Annotated in this window: 11 protein-coding genes and 1 tRNA gene; 5 read left to right on the top strand and 7 right to left on the bottom strand. The window is 55.2% G+C overall.

What is annotated here, in order from left to right:
• Positions 1 to 5 precede the first annotated feature (5 nt).
• Both IXC47_RS03835 and trxB read right to left on the bottom strand, forming a co-directional pair.
• A complete protein-coding gene (locus tag IXC47_RS03835) occupies positions 6 to 647 on the bottom strand; it encodes a Smr/MutS family protein (RefSeq protein WP_175625447.1) in 642 nt (213 codons plus the stop codon).
• 95 nt (positions 648 to 742) lie between these two features.
• Complete coding sequence (trxB, locus tag IXC47_RS03830; RefSeq protein WP_175625448.1) at positions 743 to 1696, bottom strand: thioredoxin-disulfide reductase; 954 nt, start codon at positions 1694 to 1696, stop codon at positions 743 to 745.
• A 296-nt stretch (positions 1697 to 1992) separates the two neighbouring features.
• Here trxB and IXC47_RS03825 point away from each other — a divergent pair, with 296 nt between their 5' ends.
• The 3 genes from IXC47_RS03825 (at position 1993) to IXC47_RS03815 (ending at position 6470) form a co-directional block, all read left to right on the top strand.
• Positions 1993 to 4326, top strand: a complete 2334-nt coding sequence (locus tag IXC47_RS03825; protein WP_175625449.1) for a DNA translocase FtsK — start codon at positions 1993 to 1995, stop codon at positions 4324 to 4326.
• A gap of 8 nt (positions 4327 to 4334) precedes the next feature.
• A complete protein-coding gene (lolA, locus tag IXC47_RS03820; RefSeq protein ID WP_195874746.1) occupies positions 4335 to 5003 on the top strand; it encodes an outer membrane lipoprotein chaperone LolA in 669 nt (222 codons plus the stop codon).
• Between the two features lie 165 nt (positions 5004 to 5168).
• On the top strand, positions 5169 to 6470 hold the full coding sequence (locus IXC47_RS03815; RefSeq protein ID WP_326838361.1) for a replication-associated recombination protein A: 1302 nt from the start codon (positions 5169 to 5171) through the stop codon (positions 6468 to 6470).
• 30 nt (positions 6471 to 6500) lie between these two features.
• On the opposite strand, the gene IXC47_RS03810 is transcribed toward IXC47_RS03815, so the two are convergent.
• Positions 6501 to 6704 (bottom strand): hypothetical protein, encoded by a 204-nt coding sequence (locus IXC47_RS03810; protein WP_195874744.1) that lies wholly within the window; start codon positions 6702 to 6704, stop codon positions 6501 to 6503.
• Positions 6705 to 6851: 147 nt separating this feature from the next.
• On the opposite strand from IXC47_RS03810, the gene serS reads away from it, so the two are divergent.
• Positions 6852 to 8147: a serine--tRNA ligase gene (serS, locus tag IXC47_RS03805; RefSeq protein WP_195874743.1), complete on the top strand. Its 1296-nt coding sequence runs from the start codon at positions 6852 to 6854 to the stop codon at positions 8145 to 8147.
• 7 nt (positions 8148 to 8154) lie between these two features.
• Here serS and IXC47_RS03800 read toward each other — a convergent pair whose 3' ends face one another.
• The gene (locus IXC47_RS03800; protein WP_195874742.1) at positions 8155 to 10140 is read right to left on the bottom strand and encodes a GGDEF domain-containing protein; all 1986 of its coding nucleotides are present in this window, start codon (positions 10138 to 10140) and stop codon (positions 8155 to 8157) included.
• Between the two features lie 263 nt (positions 10141 to 10403).
• Between IXC47_RS03800 and IXC47_RS03795 the strand changes: the two genes are divergently transcribed.
• A tRNA-Ser gene (locus IXC47_RS03795) sits at positions 10404 to 10494 on the top strand.
• Positions 10495 to 10692: 198 nt separating this feature from the next.
• Here IXC47_RS03795 and IXC47_RS03790 read toward each other — a convergent pair.
• The 3 genes from IXC47_RS03790 to IXC47_RS03780 form a co-directional block, all read right to left on the bottom strand.
• Positions 10693 to 13182, bottom strand: coding sequence for a TonB-dependent siderophore receptor (locus IXC47_RS03790; RefSeq protein ID WP_195874741.1), 2490 nt, complete (start codon positions 13180 to 13182; stop codon positions 10693 to 10695).
• A gap of 144 nt (positions 13183 to 13326) precedes the next feature.
• Positions 13327 to 14385, bottom strand: a complete 1059-nt coding sequence (locus IXC47_RS03785; protein ID WP_230089374.1) for a FecR domain-containing protein — start codon at positions 14383 to 14385, stop codon at positions 13327 to 13329.
• Positions 14375 to 14881 carry a sigma-70 family RNA polymerase sigma factor gene (locus tag IXC47_RS03780; RefSeq protein WP_195874740.1) on the bottom strand — a complete coding sequence of 169 codons (507 nt, stop codon included), beginning with the start codon at positions 14879 to 14881 and terminating at the stop codon, positions 14375 to 14377. Before IXC47_RS03780 ends, IXC47_RS03785 begins: the two co-directional genes overlap by 11 nt.
• Between the last annotated feature and the right edge of the window lie 368 nt (positions 14882 to 15249).

The raw sequence follows: 15249 nt of genomic DNA, 5'->3' as shown, positions 1-15249 counted from the left end.
TGGTTTTAGCTTGCCCTGAGCAGTACGATCAAGGCACCGGCGCCACCGTCGGCCGCCTTGGCCTGGCAAAAGGCGATGACTTCGTCTTTCTGCGTCAGCCAATTCCTTACCTTGTTTTTCAAAACTGGCTCTTTATTGATCGAGCCCAGTCCTTTGCCGTGGATGACGCGTACGCAGCGCAAGCCGCGTTTCACCGCGCCACGCAGATACTCACCCAATGCCTCACGCGCCTCATCGGTACGCAAGCCATGCAGGTCGAGCTGACTCTGGATGACCCAGTGGCCGCGACGTAGCTTGCGTATCACGTCCGGTCCTATGCCGTTGCGGGCATAGCTGAGTGCTTCATCGGTATCGAGCAGGGTTTCGACGGTGAAGTCATCCGACATGGATTCGCGCAGGGCTGCTTCTTCGTCGGCCAGGCGCTGGCGGGCGATAGGCAGCGGGCGTGGGCTGCTGGTGTGGAGTTTATTGGAGGGGTTGAGGGGAGCGACATCGCCTATGCTGCGGCGAAACAGGTCGGCTTCCAGCGCGGCGGTTTTTTCCGCTTGCAAGCGTTCTGCCTCGGCAATCTTGCGCGCTTCTTCCTGCTTCTTCAAATCCTTGTGCAAAGATTTGAGTGCGGCAAAATCCTTGATAGAAGCAGGCATGGTGGTACGTCCAAATGGCTAGAGGCGGAAGCAAACTAAATACTGAATAAGGCGTCGCATGCCGGCACTCAGACCGGCATGCGCTGAACTACTGCTTACTCCTGGCTTTCCAGGTAGCGCTGTGCATCCAGTGCGGCCATGCAACCGGTACCGGCGCTGGTGATCGCCTGGCGATAGACGTGATCCTGTACGTCGCCTGCAGCGAAGACGCCAGGGACGCTGGTCGAGGTCGCCATGCCTTCCAGACCGGTCTTGGTTTTAATGTAACCGTTGTTCATCTCCAGCTGGCCTTCAAAAATGCTGGTGTTCGGTTTGTGACCGATCGCGACGAAGACGCCGTGCAGTTTGATATCCGTGGTGCTGCCGTCTATGGTCGACTTGATGGTCATGCCAGTCACGCCGCTGTCGTCACCGCACACTTGTTCCAGTGTCGAATTCCATTTGACGTCGATTTTGCCTTCTGCGACTTTGGCCATCAGGCGGTCGATCAGGATGGCTTCGGCGCGGAATTTGTCGCGGCGATGAACCACGGTAACCTTGTTCGCGATATTCGACAGGTAGAGCGCTTCCTCGACTGCGGTATTGCCGCCGCCGATAACAGCGACTTCCTGGTTGCGATAGAAGAAGCCGTCGCAGGTTGCGCAGGCAGATACGCCTTTGCCCATGAAGGCCTGTTCCGATGGCAGACCCAGATATTGCGCTGAAGCACCTGTTGCAATGATGAGGGAGTCGCAGGTATATTCGCCGGCGTCGCCTATCAGGCGGATCGGTTTTTCATCCAGCTTGGTAGTGTGGATGTGATCGAAAATGATTTCCGTGTTGAAGCGCTCTGCATGCTGCAGCAAACGCTGCATCAATTCAGGACCTTGCACGCCCAGCGGATCGCCCGGCCAGTTTTCAACATCGGTAGTGGTCATCAATTGACCGCCTTGCTCGACGCCGGTGATTAATACCGGTTTGAGGTTGGCACGTGCGGCATAGACTGCAGCACTGTAACCGGCGGGGCCGGAGCCGAGAATTAAAACGTGGGCGTGTTTTGCGCTGGACATGTGGATAATTAATCGTAAAAAGTGAGTCGGAATGCTGTTTTGAACAGTAAAACCTGCTGCCAGGAGCTTATATATGTCGCTCTGGCATGAAATTTCAAGCTGTTCCTGAATTATTCGGTGTAACCGGGAAAAACTGGTTAAGATTATAGACGAACCAGCCGTTCCAGCAGGGGCGGCAGCCAGAAACGGCGCTTACCTGAGCTTTTATTCTGTGCTTTTTGCAGTATTTACGCCGTTTGCCGCGTTACCCGCGGCAGTCGTGCATGTTGATTATTGACGCTACCGCGTCTGGATTTATGACTAAAACAAGCCAAGCCTACACTCGCAAGACCGACGCCACAAAAGCCCCTCCATTACCGGGCAGACTAGTGCGGCTTCTGTCCGAAGCACGCTGGTTGATACTTGCTGCCCTGACCCTGTACCTGATCCTGATTTTCCTGACGTATTCGCCGGTTGACCCGGGGTGGTCGCACGCGAATGTTGTCGCAAAATTGAATAACGTCGGCGGCCGCGTCGGTGCGTGGATGGCCGATTTGCTGCTCTTCATCTTCGGTTTGTCCGCGTGGTGGATTTGCATCTTCCTGCTGCGCCATGTGTGGGTCGGTTATCGCCGCCTGTCGCAGCGCTTCTTGCTGAAAAAAGAACCCGAACCTGAACACCATCAGGAAGGCCTGATCCGTGGCATCGGTTTTTTCCTGCTGATGACAGGCAGCGTGGCGCTGGAATACCTGCGCATGCACTCGCTCAAGGCTGCATTGCCGCGCTCGCCGGGCGGTGTGCTGGGTGAATTGATCGGTAGCGCGGCGCAAAATACCTTTGGTTTCATGGGGGCGACCTTGTTGCTCTTGCTGGTGTTCGGCCTCGGTTTCAGCCTGTTCTTCCATGTTTCATGGCTCGGCGTCGCAGAGCGCATAGGCGAAACCATAGAGTTGTCTTTCCAGGCTATCCGTAACCTGTACGGTGCACGTGAAGACCGCAAGGTCGGTGTGGTTGCAGCCGTCAAGCGTGAAGAAGTCGTCGTCAATGAACGTGCGAAGATCGTCGACGCGCCACCTATCCGCATCGAGCCACAAATCATCGCTGTGCCGAAATCCGAACGCGTGGAAAAAGAACGTCAGGTCTCGCTGTTCAACGATTTGCCGGATACCAATCTGCCGCCGCTGTCTTTGCTGGATGAAGCGCCGCAATCGCAGGAAACTGTCAGCATAGAAACCCTGGAATTCACCAGCCGCCTGATCGAGAAAAAACTCTCAGACTTCGGCATCTCGGTGAAAGTCGTTGCTGCTTATCCGGGGCCAGTCGTCACGCGTTATGAAATCGAACCGGCCACCGGCGTCAAAGGCAGCCAGATCGTCGGTCTCGCACGTGACCTCGCGCGCTCCTTGTCACTGACTTCTATCCGCGTGGTGGAAACCATTCCGGGTAAAAATTACATGGCACTTGAGCTGCCGAATCCTAAGCGTCAGATCGTGCGCCTGACCGAGATCGTCAGCTCCAAGGTCTACAACGATAGTTCGTCCAGCCTGACCGTCGCGCTGGGCAAGGATATCGCCGGTAATCCAGTGGTCGCCGATCTGGCCAAGATGCCGCACTTGCTGGTAGCGGGTACGACTGGTTCTGGTAAATCGGTCGGTATTAACGCGACCATCCTCTCGCTGCTGTACAAATCCGATCCTAACCAGGTGCGCCTGATCCTGATCGATCCGAAGATGCTGGAGCTGTCGATATACGAAGGCATCCCGCATCTGTTGGCACCTGTCGTTACCGACATGCGCCAGGCTGGCCATGCGCTGAACTGGGGCGTCAACGAGATGGAACGCCGCTATAAGCTGATGAGCAAGCTCGGTGTGCGTAACCTCGCTGGTTACAACACCAAGATTGCTGAAGCCGAAAAGAACGAACAAAAAATTCCGAATCCGTTCAGCCTGACACCGGACGCACCGGAACCACTGGAAAAACTGCCTACCATCGTCATCATCATCGACGAGTTGGCAGATCTGATGATGGTGGTTGGTAAAAAGGTTGAAGAACTGATCGCACGTATCGCGCAAAAAGCGCGTGCCGCCGGTATCCACCTGATCCTGGCTACGCAGCGTCCGTCGGTAGACGTCATCACCGGTCTGATCAAGGCGAATATCCCGACCCGTATCGCGTTCCAGGTCAGCAGCAAAATCGACTCGCGTACCATCCTCGACCAAATGGGTGCGGAAGCACTGCTGGGTATGGGTGATATGTTGTACATGCCGCCAGGCACCGGCTTGCCGGTACGTGTGCATGGCGCTTTTGTTTCCGACGATGAAGTACACCGCGTGGTTGATCACCTGAAAGCGCAGGGTGAACCAAACTATATCGAAGGCATCTTAGAAGGGGGCGTTGCTGAAGACGGCGACTTGTCACTCGGTGCCGAAGGTGGAGCCGGTGGCGAAGCGGATGCCTTGTATGACCAGGCGGTGGCGATCGTATTGAAGAACCGCCGTGCATCCATCTCGCTGGTGCAGCGCCATTTGCGCATAGGCTATAACCGTGCTGCGCGTCTGCTGGAGCAGATGGAGCAAAGCGGTCTGGTCTCCACCATGCAATCCAACGGTAACCGCGAAATCCTGGTGCCGGCTGGAAATACTGCTGAATAAAGGATGGTATGAAGCAATCGCAATCTCTTGTTACAAAATTATTTGCGCCACGTACTTTGCTGGTCAGTGCCTTGCTGGTGGGCGCCGCTTTGGCTGTGCCGCGCTTTGCGCACGCAGCTGCGCTTGAACAGTTCAAGTCCTTCGTCTCGTCCACCCAGGCGGCGCGCGGTGAGTTCACGCAGCAACTGGTAAAAGTGGAAAGTGGTGTCAGCAAGGTCTCGAATAAATCGACCGGCACCTTCACCTTTGCACGTCCCGGCAAATTCATCTGGATCTACCAAAAACCCTACGAGCAATTGCTGCAGGCTGATGGCGACAAGCTCTACATCTACGATAAAGATTTGAACCAGGTCACAATCAAGAAGCTGGGCGATGCGCTCGGTTCCTCACCTGCTGCCATCCTGTTTGGCAGCAACGACCTGGAAAAAAACTTCACACTGAAAGAAGCGGGCAGCAAGAATGGACTGGAGTGGCTGGAGGCCACACCTAAGGCCAAGGACACGACTTTCGACCATATCGGCATCGGTTTGCGTAACGGCGTGCCGGAAGCGATGGAGTTGCGTGATTCCTTTGGCCAGGTATCGTTGCTGACCTTTACCAAGTTTGAAAAGAATCCGCCTATGCCAGCGAATCAGTTCAAATTCGTGGTGCCTAAAGGCGCTGACGTTTTTCAGTAATTGCTCAATGCTGCCGGTGACGGCAGCCCTGTAAAATAATCGCGACGCCAGTTGAAATATTCGACTGGCGTCGATTTCATTCTTACGACTATTTTTTGAAATCAGGCTACATGCGTTCCATCCCTCTTGCCGAACCACATGCGTTGATTTGTGGAGATGTACAACATGTCTGATTTGTTTGCACGCGAGCCCGCTGCGCCGCTAGCGGAAGCACTGCGCCCCAAGACCCTGGACGAGGTCGTCGGACAGTCGCATTTGCTGGGTGAGGGCAAGCCTTTGCGATTGGCTTTCCAGTCGGGCAAGCCGCATTCCATGATCTTCTGGGGGCCGCCCGGTGTAGGCAAGACGACGCTGGCACGACTCACTGCAAGTGCCTTTGAGTGTGAGTTCATCGCTTTGTCCGCAGTGTTCTCCGGCGTGAAAGACATACGCGCGGCGATGGAGCAGGCCGAGCAAAATCTGGCGATGGGCAAGCACACCATCCTGTTCGTGGATGAGATACACCGATTCAATAAGTCGCAACAAGATGCGCTGCTGCCGTATGCAGAAAGCGGCCTGGTCACCTTCATCGGTGCCACCACTGAAAATCCTTCGTTTGAAGTGAATTCGGCGCTGCTGTCACGGGCGCAGGTCTATGTGCTGAAGTCGCTGACCGATGAAGAGTTAAAGCAACTGCTGCAACGCGCGCAGAAGCAAGCACTGGGTGAGCTGCAGTTTGACGAGCAGGCGACGGACACCATCATAGGTTATGCCGATGGTGATGCGCGCCGGTTCCTGAATCTGCTGGAGCAGACGAATACGGCTGCCAACACGACCGGTACCAAGATAGTCACAGCCGAGTTTTTGCAAAATGCCTTAACCCTGAATTCCAGGCGTTTCGATAAAGGTGGCGACAATTTCTATGACCAGATTTCAGCCTTGCATAAGTCTGTACGCGGCTCCCATCCGGATGCTGCACTTTACTGGTTGACGCGCATGCTGGACGGCGGTGCCGATCCCCGCTACTTGTCACGACGGATAGTGCGCATGGCGTGGGAGGATATAGGTCTGGCCGATCCCAGGGCGATGCAGATCGCCAATGATGCAGCGTTGACCTACGAGCGACTCGGTAGCCCGGAAGGGGAGTTGGCCCTGGGTCAGGCGGTCATCTATCTCGCTGTCGCGGCCAAAAGCAACGCAGGTTACAACGCGTACAACCAGGCGCGTGCCTTCGTGAAGCAGGACAAAAGCCGTGAGGTTCCGGTGCACCTGCGCAATGCCCCGACCAAGCTCATGAAAGAACTGGGCTACGGCCACGAGTACAGATATGCGCATGACGAACCGAATGCTTATGCGGCTGGCGAAACTTATCTGCCTGATGACCTGGAAGAGCCGGGCTGGTATCAGCCCGTGCCGCGCGGTCTGGAGATCAAGATCGCTGAAAAGCTGGCCCTGCTGAAAAAGTGGGATGAAGAGGCCGGGGAGTAATACCCCCCGGTTAAAGCTGGATTGCAGCTGTCAGCCTTCGTTACGCCGTATCCGGATTTGCTTCAGGAAGGCATATGCGGCACCGATGCTGACACCTGCAACCACGCCATAGCCGAGGCTATGACCGGAATTCAGGAACTGCAAGCCGCCCCAGATCGCCAGGGCGAGGGCTATGACCAGTCCGATGATCAGGACGGTGAGGGAAACCGGACGCGGTGTGTTTGGATCTTCCATGATTCTGCTGGCTGAGTTCGTAAAGTACGGCAATGGTAACGCAGGCCGGCTGCTGGGAGCCGGCTAGCGATGAATTTTTCCGGCCGCGTTGGAATTGGCTTGCGGCTTGGTACAATCTCTACTTATCTCATCTTTTAGCGTTTTTCCATGATAGACATTCAACTTCTTCGTAAAGACATCGATAGCGTTGCCGCCCGCCTGGCCGGTCGCAAATTCAAGCTCGACGTCGCCGCCTTTAATGCACTGGAAGCGGAGCGCAAGCAGATCCAGTCCAGTACCGAAGACCTGCAAAACAAGCGTAATACGCTGTCCAAGCAAATCGGTGCCTTGAAAGGCAAGGGCGAAGACACCTCCGCTGTGATGGTAGAAGTAGCCGGTATCGGTGACGAGTTGAAAGCATCGGCAGCACGCCTGGATGTCTTGCAAACGAAAATCAGCGAATTCATGCTGTCCATCCCCAACTTGCCGCATGAGTCGGTACCGGTCGGGACGGATGAAGCAGGCAATGTGGAATTGCGCAAAGTCGGCACCCCACGCAGCTTTGATTTTGAAATCCGCGACCACGTCGATGTCGGTGCTGCGCTCGGCCTGGACTTTGATGTGGCAGCCAAGATCACCGGTTCGCGCTTCTCGGTCATGAAAGGCGGCATCGCACGCCTGCATCGCGCACTGGCGCAATTCATGCTGGATACGCATACCGGTGAGCACGGTTACACCGAGTGCTATACACCGTACATCGTCAATGCAGATTCGCTGCAGGGTACCGGTCAGTTGCCTAAGTTTGAAGCTGATCTGTTCGCCGTGAAAAAAGGTGGCCAGGAAGGTGAGGGCGAAGCGCTCTACCTGATCCCTACTGCTGAAGTGCCGCTGACCAACATCGTGCGCGATGAAATCGTCGCCGGTGATGCCTTGCCTATCCGCATGACTGCACATTCGCCTTGTTTCCGTTCGGAAGCAGGCAGCTACGGTCGCGACACGCGCGGCATGATACGTCAACACCAATTCGACAAGGTTGAAATGGTGCAGGTCGTCCATCCTGAGAAATCCTACGAAGCGCTGGACGAGATGTGTGGCCATGCCGAAAACATTCTGAAGAAACTGGGCTTGCCTTACCGTGTGATCACACTGTGTACCGGCGACATGGGCTTTGGCGCAACCAAGACTTACGATCTGGAAGTGTGGTTGCCAGCGCAAAATACCTATCGCGAGATTTCTTCGGTATCGAATTGCGAAGCCTTCCAGGCACGTCGTATGCAAGCGCGTTTCCGTAATGCGCAAGGCAAAACGGAATCCGTACATACGTTGAATGGATCAGGCCTGGCAGTTGGTCGTACCCTGGTCGCCTTGCTGGAAAACTATCAGCAGGCAGATGGTAGCGTCACGATCCCGGAAGTGTTGCATCCATATATGGGCGGCTTGCAGCGTCTGACGCCACAAGCCTGAAGCTAGGTCAGGCGACGAGCTCCTGCGCTGCGTCGTCGTCGTTCTGCTTCTCCATCGCATAAGGTCCCTGGCGACGGTCTATAAACAGGCTGTTACCAGGGATTTTTTTCGCCTGTTTTTTCGCATCAGCAGTCGCCGCTGCGATCTGGTGATGCGAACCATAGTGACCGGGTTCGACTTTCACCAGCCCGAGTGAGATGGTGGCCAGGGTATGGAAGACTTGTTTGCCGCGGCGGTCTTCGCTGATGTAGCCACCACGCTTGCGATCTTCGGTGCAATAGAAATCAGGGACGGCTGCGACGAAGGCGTCGATGATGGCGCGGCAGCGTTGTTCCCAGTCTTCACTCTGGAACAGGATGATGAAATCATCGCCACCGATGTGACCAACGAAATCCTTTTGCGGATCACAATGGCCGCTCAGTATCTTGCCGGTCAGACGCAACATGTCATCGCCTTTGCGATAACCGTAGACATCGTTATACGGTTTGAAGTGATCCAGATCGATGTAGCAGGCGCAGAAGCGCGTGCCGTTTTCCAGTAAGCGGTCTATGTGTTCATCAATCGGGACGTTGCCCGGCAACAGCGTCAACGGATTTGCATAGCGCGCAGCATTGATCTGCATCTGCGTAATCTCGCGCATCAAATCATGTGCATTACCCATGCCCATGTACTGACCGTTGTCAGTGATGATGAAGCCGTTAAACAAATGGTGGCGATCAGCATCGACAATGATCTGACTCAAAGCATGCAAGGCGGTGTTCTTGTCTGTGATCAGTGGATTGGCATCCATGAACAGGGTGCACGACTTCTTGCCATGCAGCTCGCGCAGGTAAGGGCGGGCGAAGCGGTCGATCAGATTTGCACGTGTAATCAGTCCGACCGGGATGCCGTTCGATACGACAGGTATGACTTCCAGCGTCGGATCGTTGTTGAACATTTCATAAATGCGATTGTTGTGTACTTCCGGTGCGACGGCTTTCACGCTGCGCAACAACTTCATCGCCGTCAACATCTTGTGACCACGACCGTTTTCATGCGGATACACGGCGACGCCATTGTGGCGCAGCAGATTGCGTAAATCGATGGAGAGGGTGGTTGCCGGATTCGCGTGTGGGCGCGCGATCTTATAGCCCTGGCCATACACCACGCCGAGATCGCGGATCATCAGCAACTCGGCATCGGTTTCTATACCTTCGGCAATCACGATGGTGCCGGACTTCTCGGCGATCTCCTGGATAGAGCGTACAAATTGCAGCTTGATCGGATCAAGGTTAATGCCTTGCACGAAGTGCATATCGATCTTCACATACTCCGGCCGCAGCTCGGACCACAGACGCAAGCTGGAAAAGCCTTCACCCAGATCGTCGATCGCGATGCGGAAGCCCATCGCACGGTAATGTGTCACGGCTTCGCGCAGCAAATCGTAATCGTAAGTCGGCTGACTCTCGGTCAGCTCGATAATCACGCGTTCCGGATTGATGCCGACTTCATGGATATAACCGAGGGTTTCACCATGTTTGACGTCAGGCTGGATCAGGCATTCAGGGCTGACGTTGAGAAACAACTTTCCCGGCAGACGCAGCTCCGCAAATTTTTCCAGCGTAATGCGACGGCACAAGTGCTCGACTTCGACGCTGAGATTGCAGGCACGTGCGACTTTGAACAAATTCAAAGGGGAGTGCAGCGGACTATCAGACGGGCCGCGTATCAAGCCTTCGTAGCCGATGATCTCACCGCTTTGCATGCGGATGATAGGTTGGAACAGCGGAGTCAGCTGGCGATATTCGATGACTTCCTTCAAGCGTTGTACGAGATGATCCGCAGCTTGATCCGTGTCTTCATACTGCGCATTGTTTTGGGCGACGGATGACAAATGAGCCTCCTTGGTCTTGAACCGTAAGGGCTGGGGCATAGAAATGGCTGACAGCGCCCATGCTTTATCGGCTAGCGGATACCTTCGTGTCTTGCTGGTCTGTACAGGGGAAAAGAACATCTAAATGACTCTTGGCTTAGTAGCTGCATATGCTGAGCGGATTGATCTCTGCCGAATGTTACTGGCCAATTATGACAAGATGATGATAGGAAATATTATTTATTTAATAACTAAATGGACTGAGGATGCGTGGAGTTGTTGTGCATGGATCAGATATTTTTTGCGTACAGCGTCAACAAAGTGAAGAGAAGGTTTCCCGTCGCGCAAGACTCTGATATAATTTTTTGCTTCGCGGTATTCGACCATCGTGAAGGCAGTATCCAGGAGAGGTGGCAGAGTGGTCGAATGTACCTGACTCGAAATCAGGCGTACGGTTTTCCCGTACCGTGGGTTCGAATCCCACCCTCTCCGCCAAGATTCAATAAAAAAGCCCGCGCAAGCGGGCTTTTTTATTGGGCGGAGAGGAGCAGGCCAATAGTTTGGCCTGCGCGTGGGATTCGAAGGCTTGCGCTTGCAAGCGCAAGCGCGGCCTGCAGGATGTAGGCGAATCCCAGCTTCTAATAAAAAGCCCGCACATGCGGGCTTTTCATCTTAGGTTCTACCGGCCAATTACTAGAAATTAGCCCGCAAAGTCACCATCACATTACGCGGGTCGCCGTAGTAATAGCTGATACCGGTAGGTCCATATTTCTTGTAGTAGACCTTATCAAATACGTTGTTCACGTTCATTTGTATCGAATAAGTCTTGTCGAAGCGATAGCCAACCATGGCGTTGTAGACAGCATAACCACCCTGGCGCGAGGTGATGGCACCGGAACGGACAAAGGAGTCACTTTGCATCTGCGCGCCGCCGCCGATGGTCCAGCCTTGGGTTTCACCGCCGATGCGGTAGCTGGTGAAGACGCGCAACTGGTGCCGCGGATCTATGCTGCGCAGCGGTTGTCCGGTGTTGGCAACCGTATCCTTCAGATACTTGGTGCGTGTGTTCGTATAGCCCGCCATCATTTGCCAGCCTGGAGCCAACTCACCCGACAGTTCCATTTCCCAGCCATCGCTACGCTGTTTGCCGCCAGCGACACGGCAGTAACCAGTGGTGTAGTAAGGCAGGCACGGGCTGTATGAACTGCTGTCTTCTACTGCTTTGCCATTGTTGTTGATGCGGAAGATACCCAGCGATGCGTTGAGGCGGCCGTTAAAGAATTCGCCTTTGACACCAGCTTCATAATCCTGGCCGGTGACTGGGGGCAGGATGTTGCCATTGGCATCCTTGGCATCTTGCGGCGTGAATATCTCAGTGTAGCTGGCATAGGCGCTGAGTTGTTTCGACAATTCGTAGGTCAGGGCAGCGTAAGGTGTGATTTCCTTGTTGACTTCATAGTTGCTGGCTGGCGTATGCGGTGCCTTGTAATCCCACCAGCTTACGCGTGCACCGATGATGAGCGTGAGCGGATCGGTAAGTGAGAGACGGGCTGTTCCATAAATGCCTTGCTGACTGGTCGTGGACGGTGCGCCCGTGCCTGTGATGGTCGGGAAGGTCTCAGGATAGCTGGTGTATGGGTCCCAGTTACGGATGTCGACACCTGCAAGTTTGTTCTGATTACCTACACCATTGGTCGCGACCGCTTTGTTGCGCAGTGATTCAGCGCCGACGACTAATTCATGTTTACGGCCGAACAGTGTGAACGGTCCGTTGGCGCTGGTAGCCAATACGAGCTGGTCGCTGGCATCGCCGGTGTACATGGATGTCGTGACATCAAAGAGATAAGGGTTGGTAGTACTTGCACGCGTGAAGTAGCTTTGCTTGAAGCCGTTATCCTTCATGCGTAGTCGGGTGTATGCCGCACTTGCCTTGAAGGTCCAGTCGTTATCGAAGCGATGTACCAGCTCGGTCAGTGCCTGCTGGTTATAACGGTTCCAGGTATTCCATGCTGCGCCCAGATACATGTCACGCGGCAGATTCAATGGGGTGCCGTCGAAGTTGCCCGGCAGATTACCCCACGCGCCGGTGGCGTTCAGGTCGGTGTGTTGCAGGCTGGCGGTGAGAGTGGTGCGCGGACCGAGGTCAGCTTCGAGTACACCGTAGAACACCTTGCGGTCTTCATGCCGTGCTTTCTGGAAGAAATCTTTGGAGTCATCGACTGCGACTATACGGCCGCGCAATGTGCCTGCTTCATTCAATGGCCCGGAGATGTCCGCTTCGAGGCGGCGACGATCCCAGGAGCCCAGCGTCAACGCGGCGGAAGCCTGGAATTCATGAGTAGGGCGTTTGCGCACCATGTTGACGGTGGCAGATGGATTGCCTGAGCCACGGATCATGCCCGATGCACCGCGCAAGACTTCAACCCTATCCAGTACCGCCGTGTCTGGCTGCACGAAGATGGAGCCGCTCTGGTTCATGGTGAGGCCATCGATTTGCAGGGCGTCGATCTGGAAGCCGCGCGAGAAGTAGGTGACGCGTTCACTATCGGTGTAGTCGACGGTAACGCCGGGTGTGTTCTGCAATACATCGGTGAGATCCAGCAAGCCCCGATCTTCAATCAACTGACGAGTCAGCACCGTGACAGGCTGCGGTGTTTCGCGCAGGGTTCTGGTTGATTTACCTACGGTGGTGGCACGCGCAGCGTAGGAGCGGCTGCCTTCCGAATTGGCGTCTAGTGTTGGTGCGATGACGGATACAGTCGGCAGGGTGGTGTCGCTGACAGTCTGGCGACGTACTTTATAGCCGCCGTTGGCACCCGGTATGGCTTCCAGCTTGTGGGGTGTGAGCAAAATGCTCAAGCCACTGGCGACACTTTGTTTGCCTTGCAAACCATCACTGCGCAAACCACTGGTCAGCGCAGGATCGATGGCGATCATCACGCCTGCTGCACGACCGAAGCTGCCCAATACCTGATCCAGCGAACCTGCCGGAATATTGTATGACCGCACTTGGTCCGATTGTGCTGTTGCGTCTGCTGTACTTTGCGCCATCGCTGGTATCAGCGTTGAGCCGCCCAGCAGCAGTACGCCGCATAGTGCGATACGCGCAGCATGGGCAATCGGCGTCAGGGTTAGCGGCGCGGGGCGATGCAGACCGGCATCGGACTGGTGGTACAGGGGCATGGTGTTTCCTTTTCGTATCAAGCTGAAGATGCGGTGCCGCTTGTATTTGCAGCACCTCTATCCTGGTTGATGCGCGAAATCGGTAAACCTGCCTACACAATTGAAAATATTTTTATCCGGAGTGGATGACGGTCAGAAATGGTCTTAAGTTTGTGGGCTGGCCACTATCGTGGTCCAGTAACGGGTCATGCTGCGCACTTGCAAAGGCAGGGTTTCTTCCAGCAATGTGAGCACGGCGTCCGGATCGCGCAGCGGATAGGAACCGCTGACCAGCAGATCGGCTACCGCCGGATCGCAGCGTAGTACGCCGGGGCGATAGCGATCCAGCTCTGCGGCGAAATCGGCCAGGCGCATGCGCTCGACTACCAGCACGCCATCTGTCCACGCGGCGCTGCTGTTATCAAGTGCAAATGGAGTAAATGCTGCGAGGTCGGTGAAGTGGGTTTGTTCCCCCGCGTTAACGCGTTGGCTGATGCCGTCAGCGGGTGTGACATTGACTGCACCTTCCAGTACTGCCACTGCGGTGGACGACGGGCTTTCGTTATAGCGCACTGTGAAACGAGTACCGATAGGGCGGATGTGGCCATTGCTGGTGACCAGTTCGAATGGACGACCCGTTTGATCTTTTGCAGTTTCGACCATGATCTCGCCACGACGCAACACGACCTGGCGTAATTCATCATTGAAATAGACGTCGATCGCTGTCGCCGTGTTGAGCATGATGTGCGTGCCATCGGCGAGGACGATGTTGCGTTGCTCACCGGTTGCAGTCTGGTGCTCGGCCATTGCCGTTTGCCAGACTGGCTGCTTGCGTACTACCGCAGCGCTTGCTCCCAGCAGAACCAGGCCGAACAGCGATTTCAGGACGATGCGGCGATTGCCGTGTTCGCTGTTGCGCAATACCGAACGCAACACAGGTGGTGCCAGGTAGTCACCGCTGCTGCGCAAATCCTGTCCGAGTGCATGCAGGCGTTGCCATGCTTGTTCATGCCTGCTGTCGGACGCACGCCAGGCGGCACATGCCTGACGCTCAGACGGACTGGCGCTACCGGATTGCAACGTGACGAGCCAGACGATCGCCTGTTTGACGATAGTCGAGTCGATCGCGCTGTCGGTGTCGTCATCGCGTTCGACGTGTGGCGAGAATAGTGTGCGGATGTGCATCGGATGACGATGGTCGGAAGTATTTTGCTTAAGCGGCATAGACGGCCGCATAACAGTGTTGAAAGGCGCGGATCATGGATTTCTGTACCGCATTGACGGACATGTCGTACTGTGCGGCGATCTCTGCATAGGTCAGCCCATCCAGTTGTGCCAGCAGGAAGATCTCGCGCACGCGTGGCGACAAGCCATCGAGTACACGGCTGATTGCAGTCAGCGCTTCGACTACCAGCATCCTTGCTTCAGGTGAGGGGACGGTGTCTTCCGGCATCCCGGCCAGTGCATCCAGGTAGGCGCGTTCCAGTGCAAGCCGACGGAAATATTGAGCAGTGAGGCGGGATGCCACGGTGGTGAGATAGGCGCGCGGTTCGCGTATCAGTTCTTCACTACGTATGGTTAGTAAGCGTGTGAAGGTGTCTTGCGCCAGGTCGTTGGCATTGTCTGCATTCCCCAGCTTCTGGCGTAGCAAGCCGACCAGCCAGCCATGATGATGGCTGTATATATGGGCGACTGAATCGGAATGACTGGCGGGATGCACGGTTTGCTCCAGTGGTGCGATGTCTGGCGGACATCGTTAAGCTGGCTTGCAATCCGAGAGACGCTGGCTGGGCTTTGTTGAGAATGATTCTCATTATTGCAAGATGCGCATGCCACGTCAATTTGTATCGGGGCTGGTGTTGCGTGAGGTGTACAGCTGTCGACTATTTCGTTTGCACAGCGAAACACTGGCTGGGTAAGGCTAAGCAGGAATGTAAGCGGGAGATTCGCCAGGCTGCGGATAAAAAAATAGGGCGGCTCCGGTAAGGAAGTCGCCCCAAAGAGTATCGAAGGAAAAGATGCAGGTCGAGTATCACTGAATCTTTTTTGCTTGACGATCCCATGTACATGGGATTTTTTCATTTATTT

Source organism: Herminiimonas contaminans, assembly GCF_015645465.1.
Lineage (GTDB): Bacteria > Pseudomonadota > Gammaproteobacteria > Burkholderiales > Burkholderiaceae_D > Oxalicibacterium > Oxalicibacterium contaminans.
This window is presented reverse-complemented; position numbering and strand designations above follow the sequence as displayed.

Excerpts from the sequence above, each read along its gene's own strand:
- IXC47_RS03835 (WP_175625447.1), bottom strand. The coding sequence starts at position 647 with ATGCCTGCTTCTATCAAGGATTTTGCCGCACTCAAATCTTTGCACAAG.
- trxB (WP_175625448.1), bottom strand. The coding sequence starts at position 1,696 with ATGTCCAGCGCAAAACACGCCCACGTTTTAATTCTCGGCTCCGGCCCC.
- lolA (WP_195874746.1), top strand. The coding sequence starts at position 4,335 with ATGAAGCAATCGCAATCTCTTGTTACAAAATTATTTGCGCCACGTACT.
- IXC47_RS03815 (WP_326838361.1), top strand. The coding sequence starts at position 5,169 with ATGTCTGATTTGTTTGCACGCGAGCCCGCTGCGCCGCTAGCGGAAGCA.
- IXC47_RS03785 (WP_230089374.1), bottom strand. The coding sequence starts at position 14,385 with ATGCCGCTTAAGCAAAATACTTCCGACCATCGTCATCCGATGCACATC.
- serS (WP_195874743.1), top strand. The coding sequence starts at position 6,852 with ATGATAGACATTCAACTTCTTCGTAAAGACATCGATAGCGTTGCCGCC.
- IXC47_RS03790 (WP_195874741.1), bottom strand. The coding sequence starts at position 13,182 with ATGCCCCTGTACCACCAGTCCGATGCCGGTCTGCATCGCCCCGCGCCG.
- IXC47_RS03800 (WP_195874742.1), bottom strand. The coding sequence starts at position 10,140 with ATGTTCTTTTCCCCTGTACAGACCAGCAAGACACGAAGGTATCCGCTA.
- IXC47_RS03810 (WP_195874744.1), bottom strand. The coding sequence starts at position 6,704 with ATGGAAGATCCAAACACACCGCGTCCGGTTTCCCTCACCGTCCTGATC.
- IXC47_RS03825 (WP_175625449.1), top strand. The coding sequence starts at position 1,993 with ATGACTAAAACAAGCCAAGCCTACACTCGCAAGACCGACGCCACAAAA.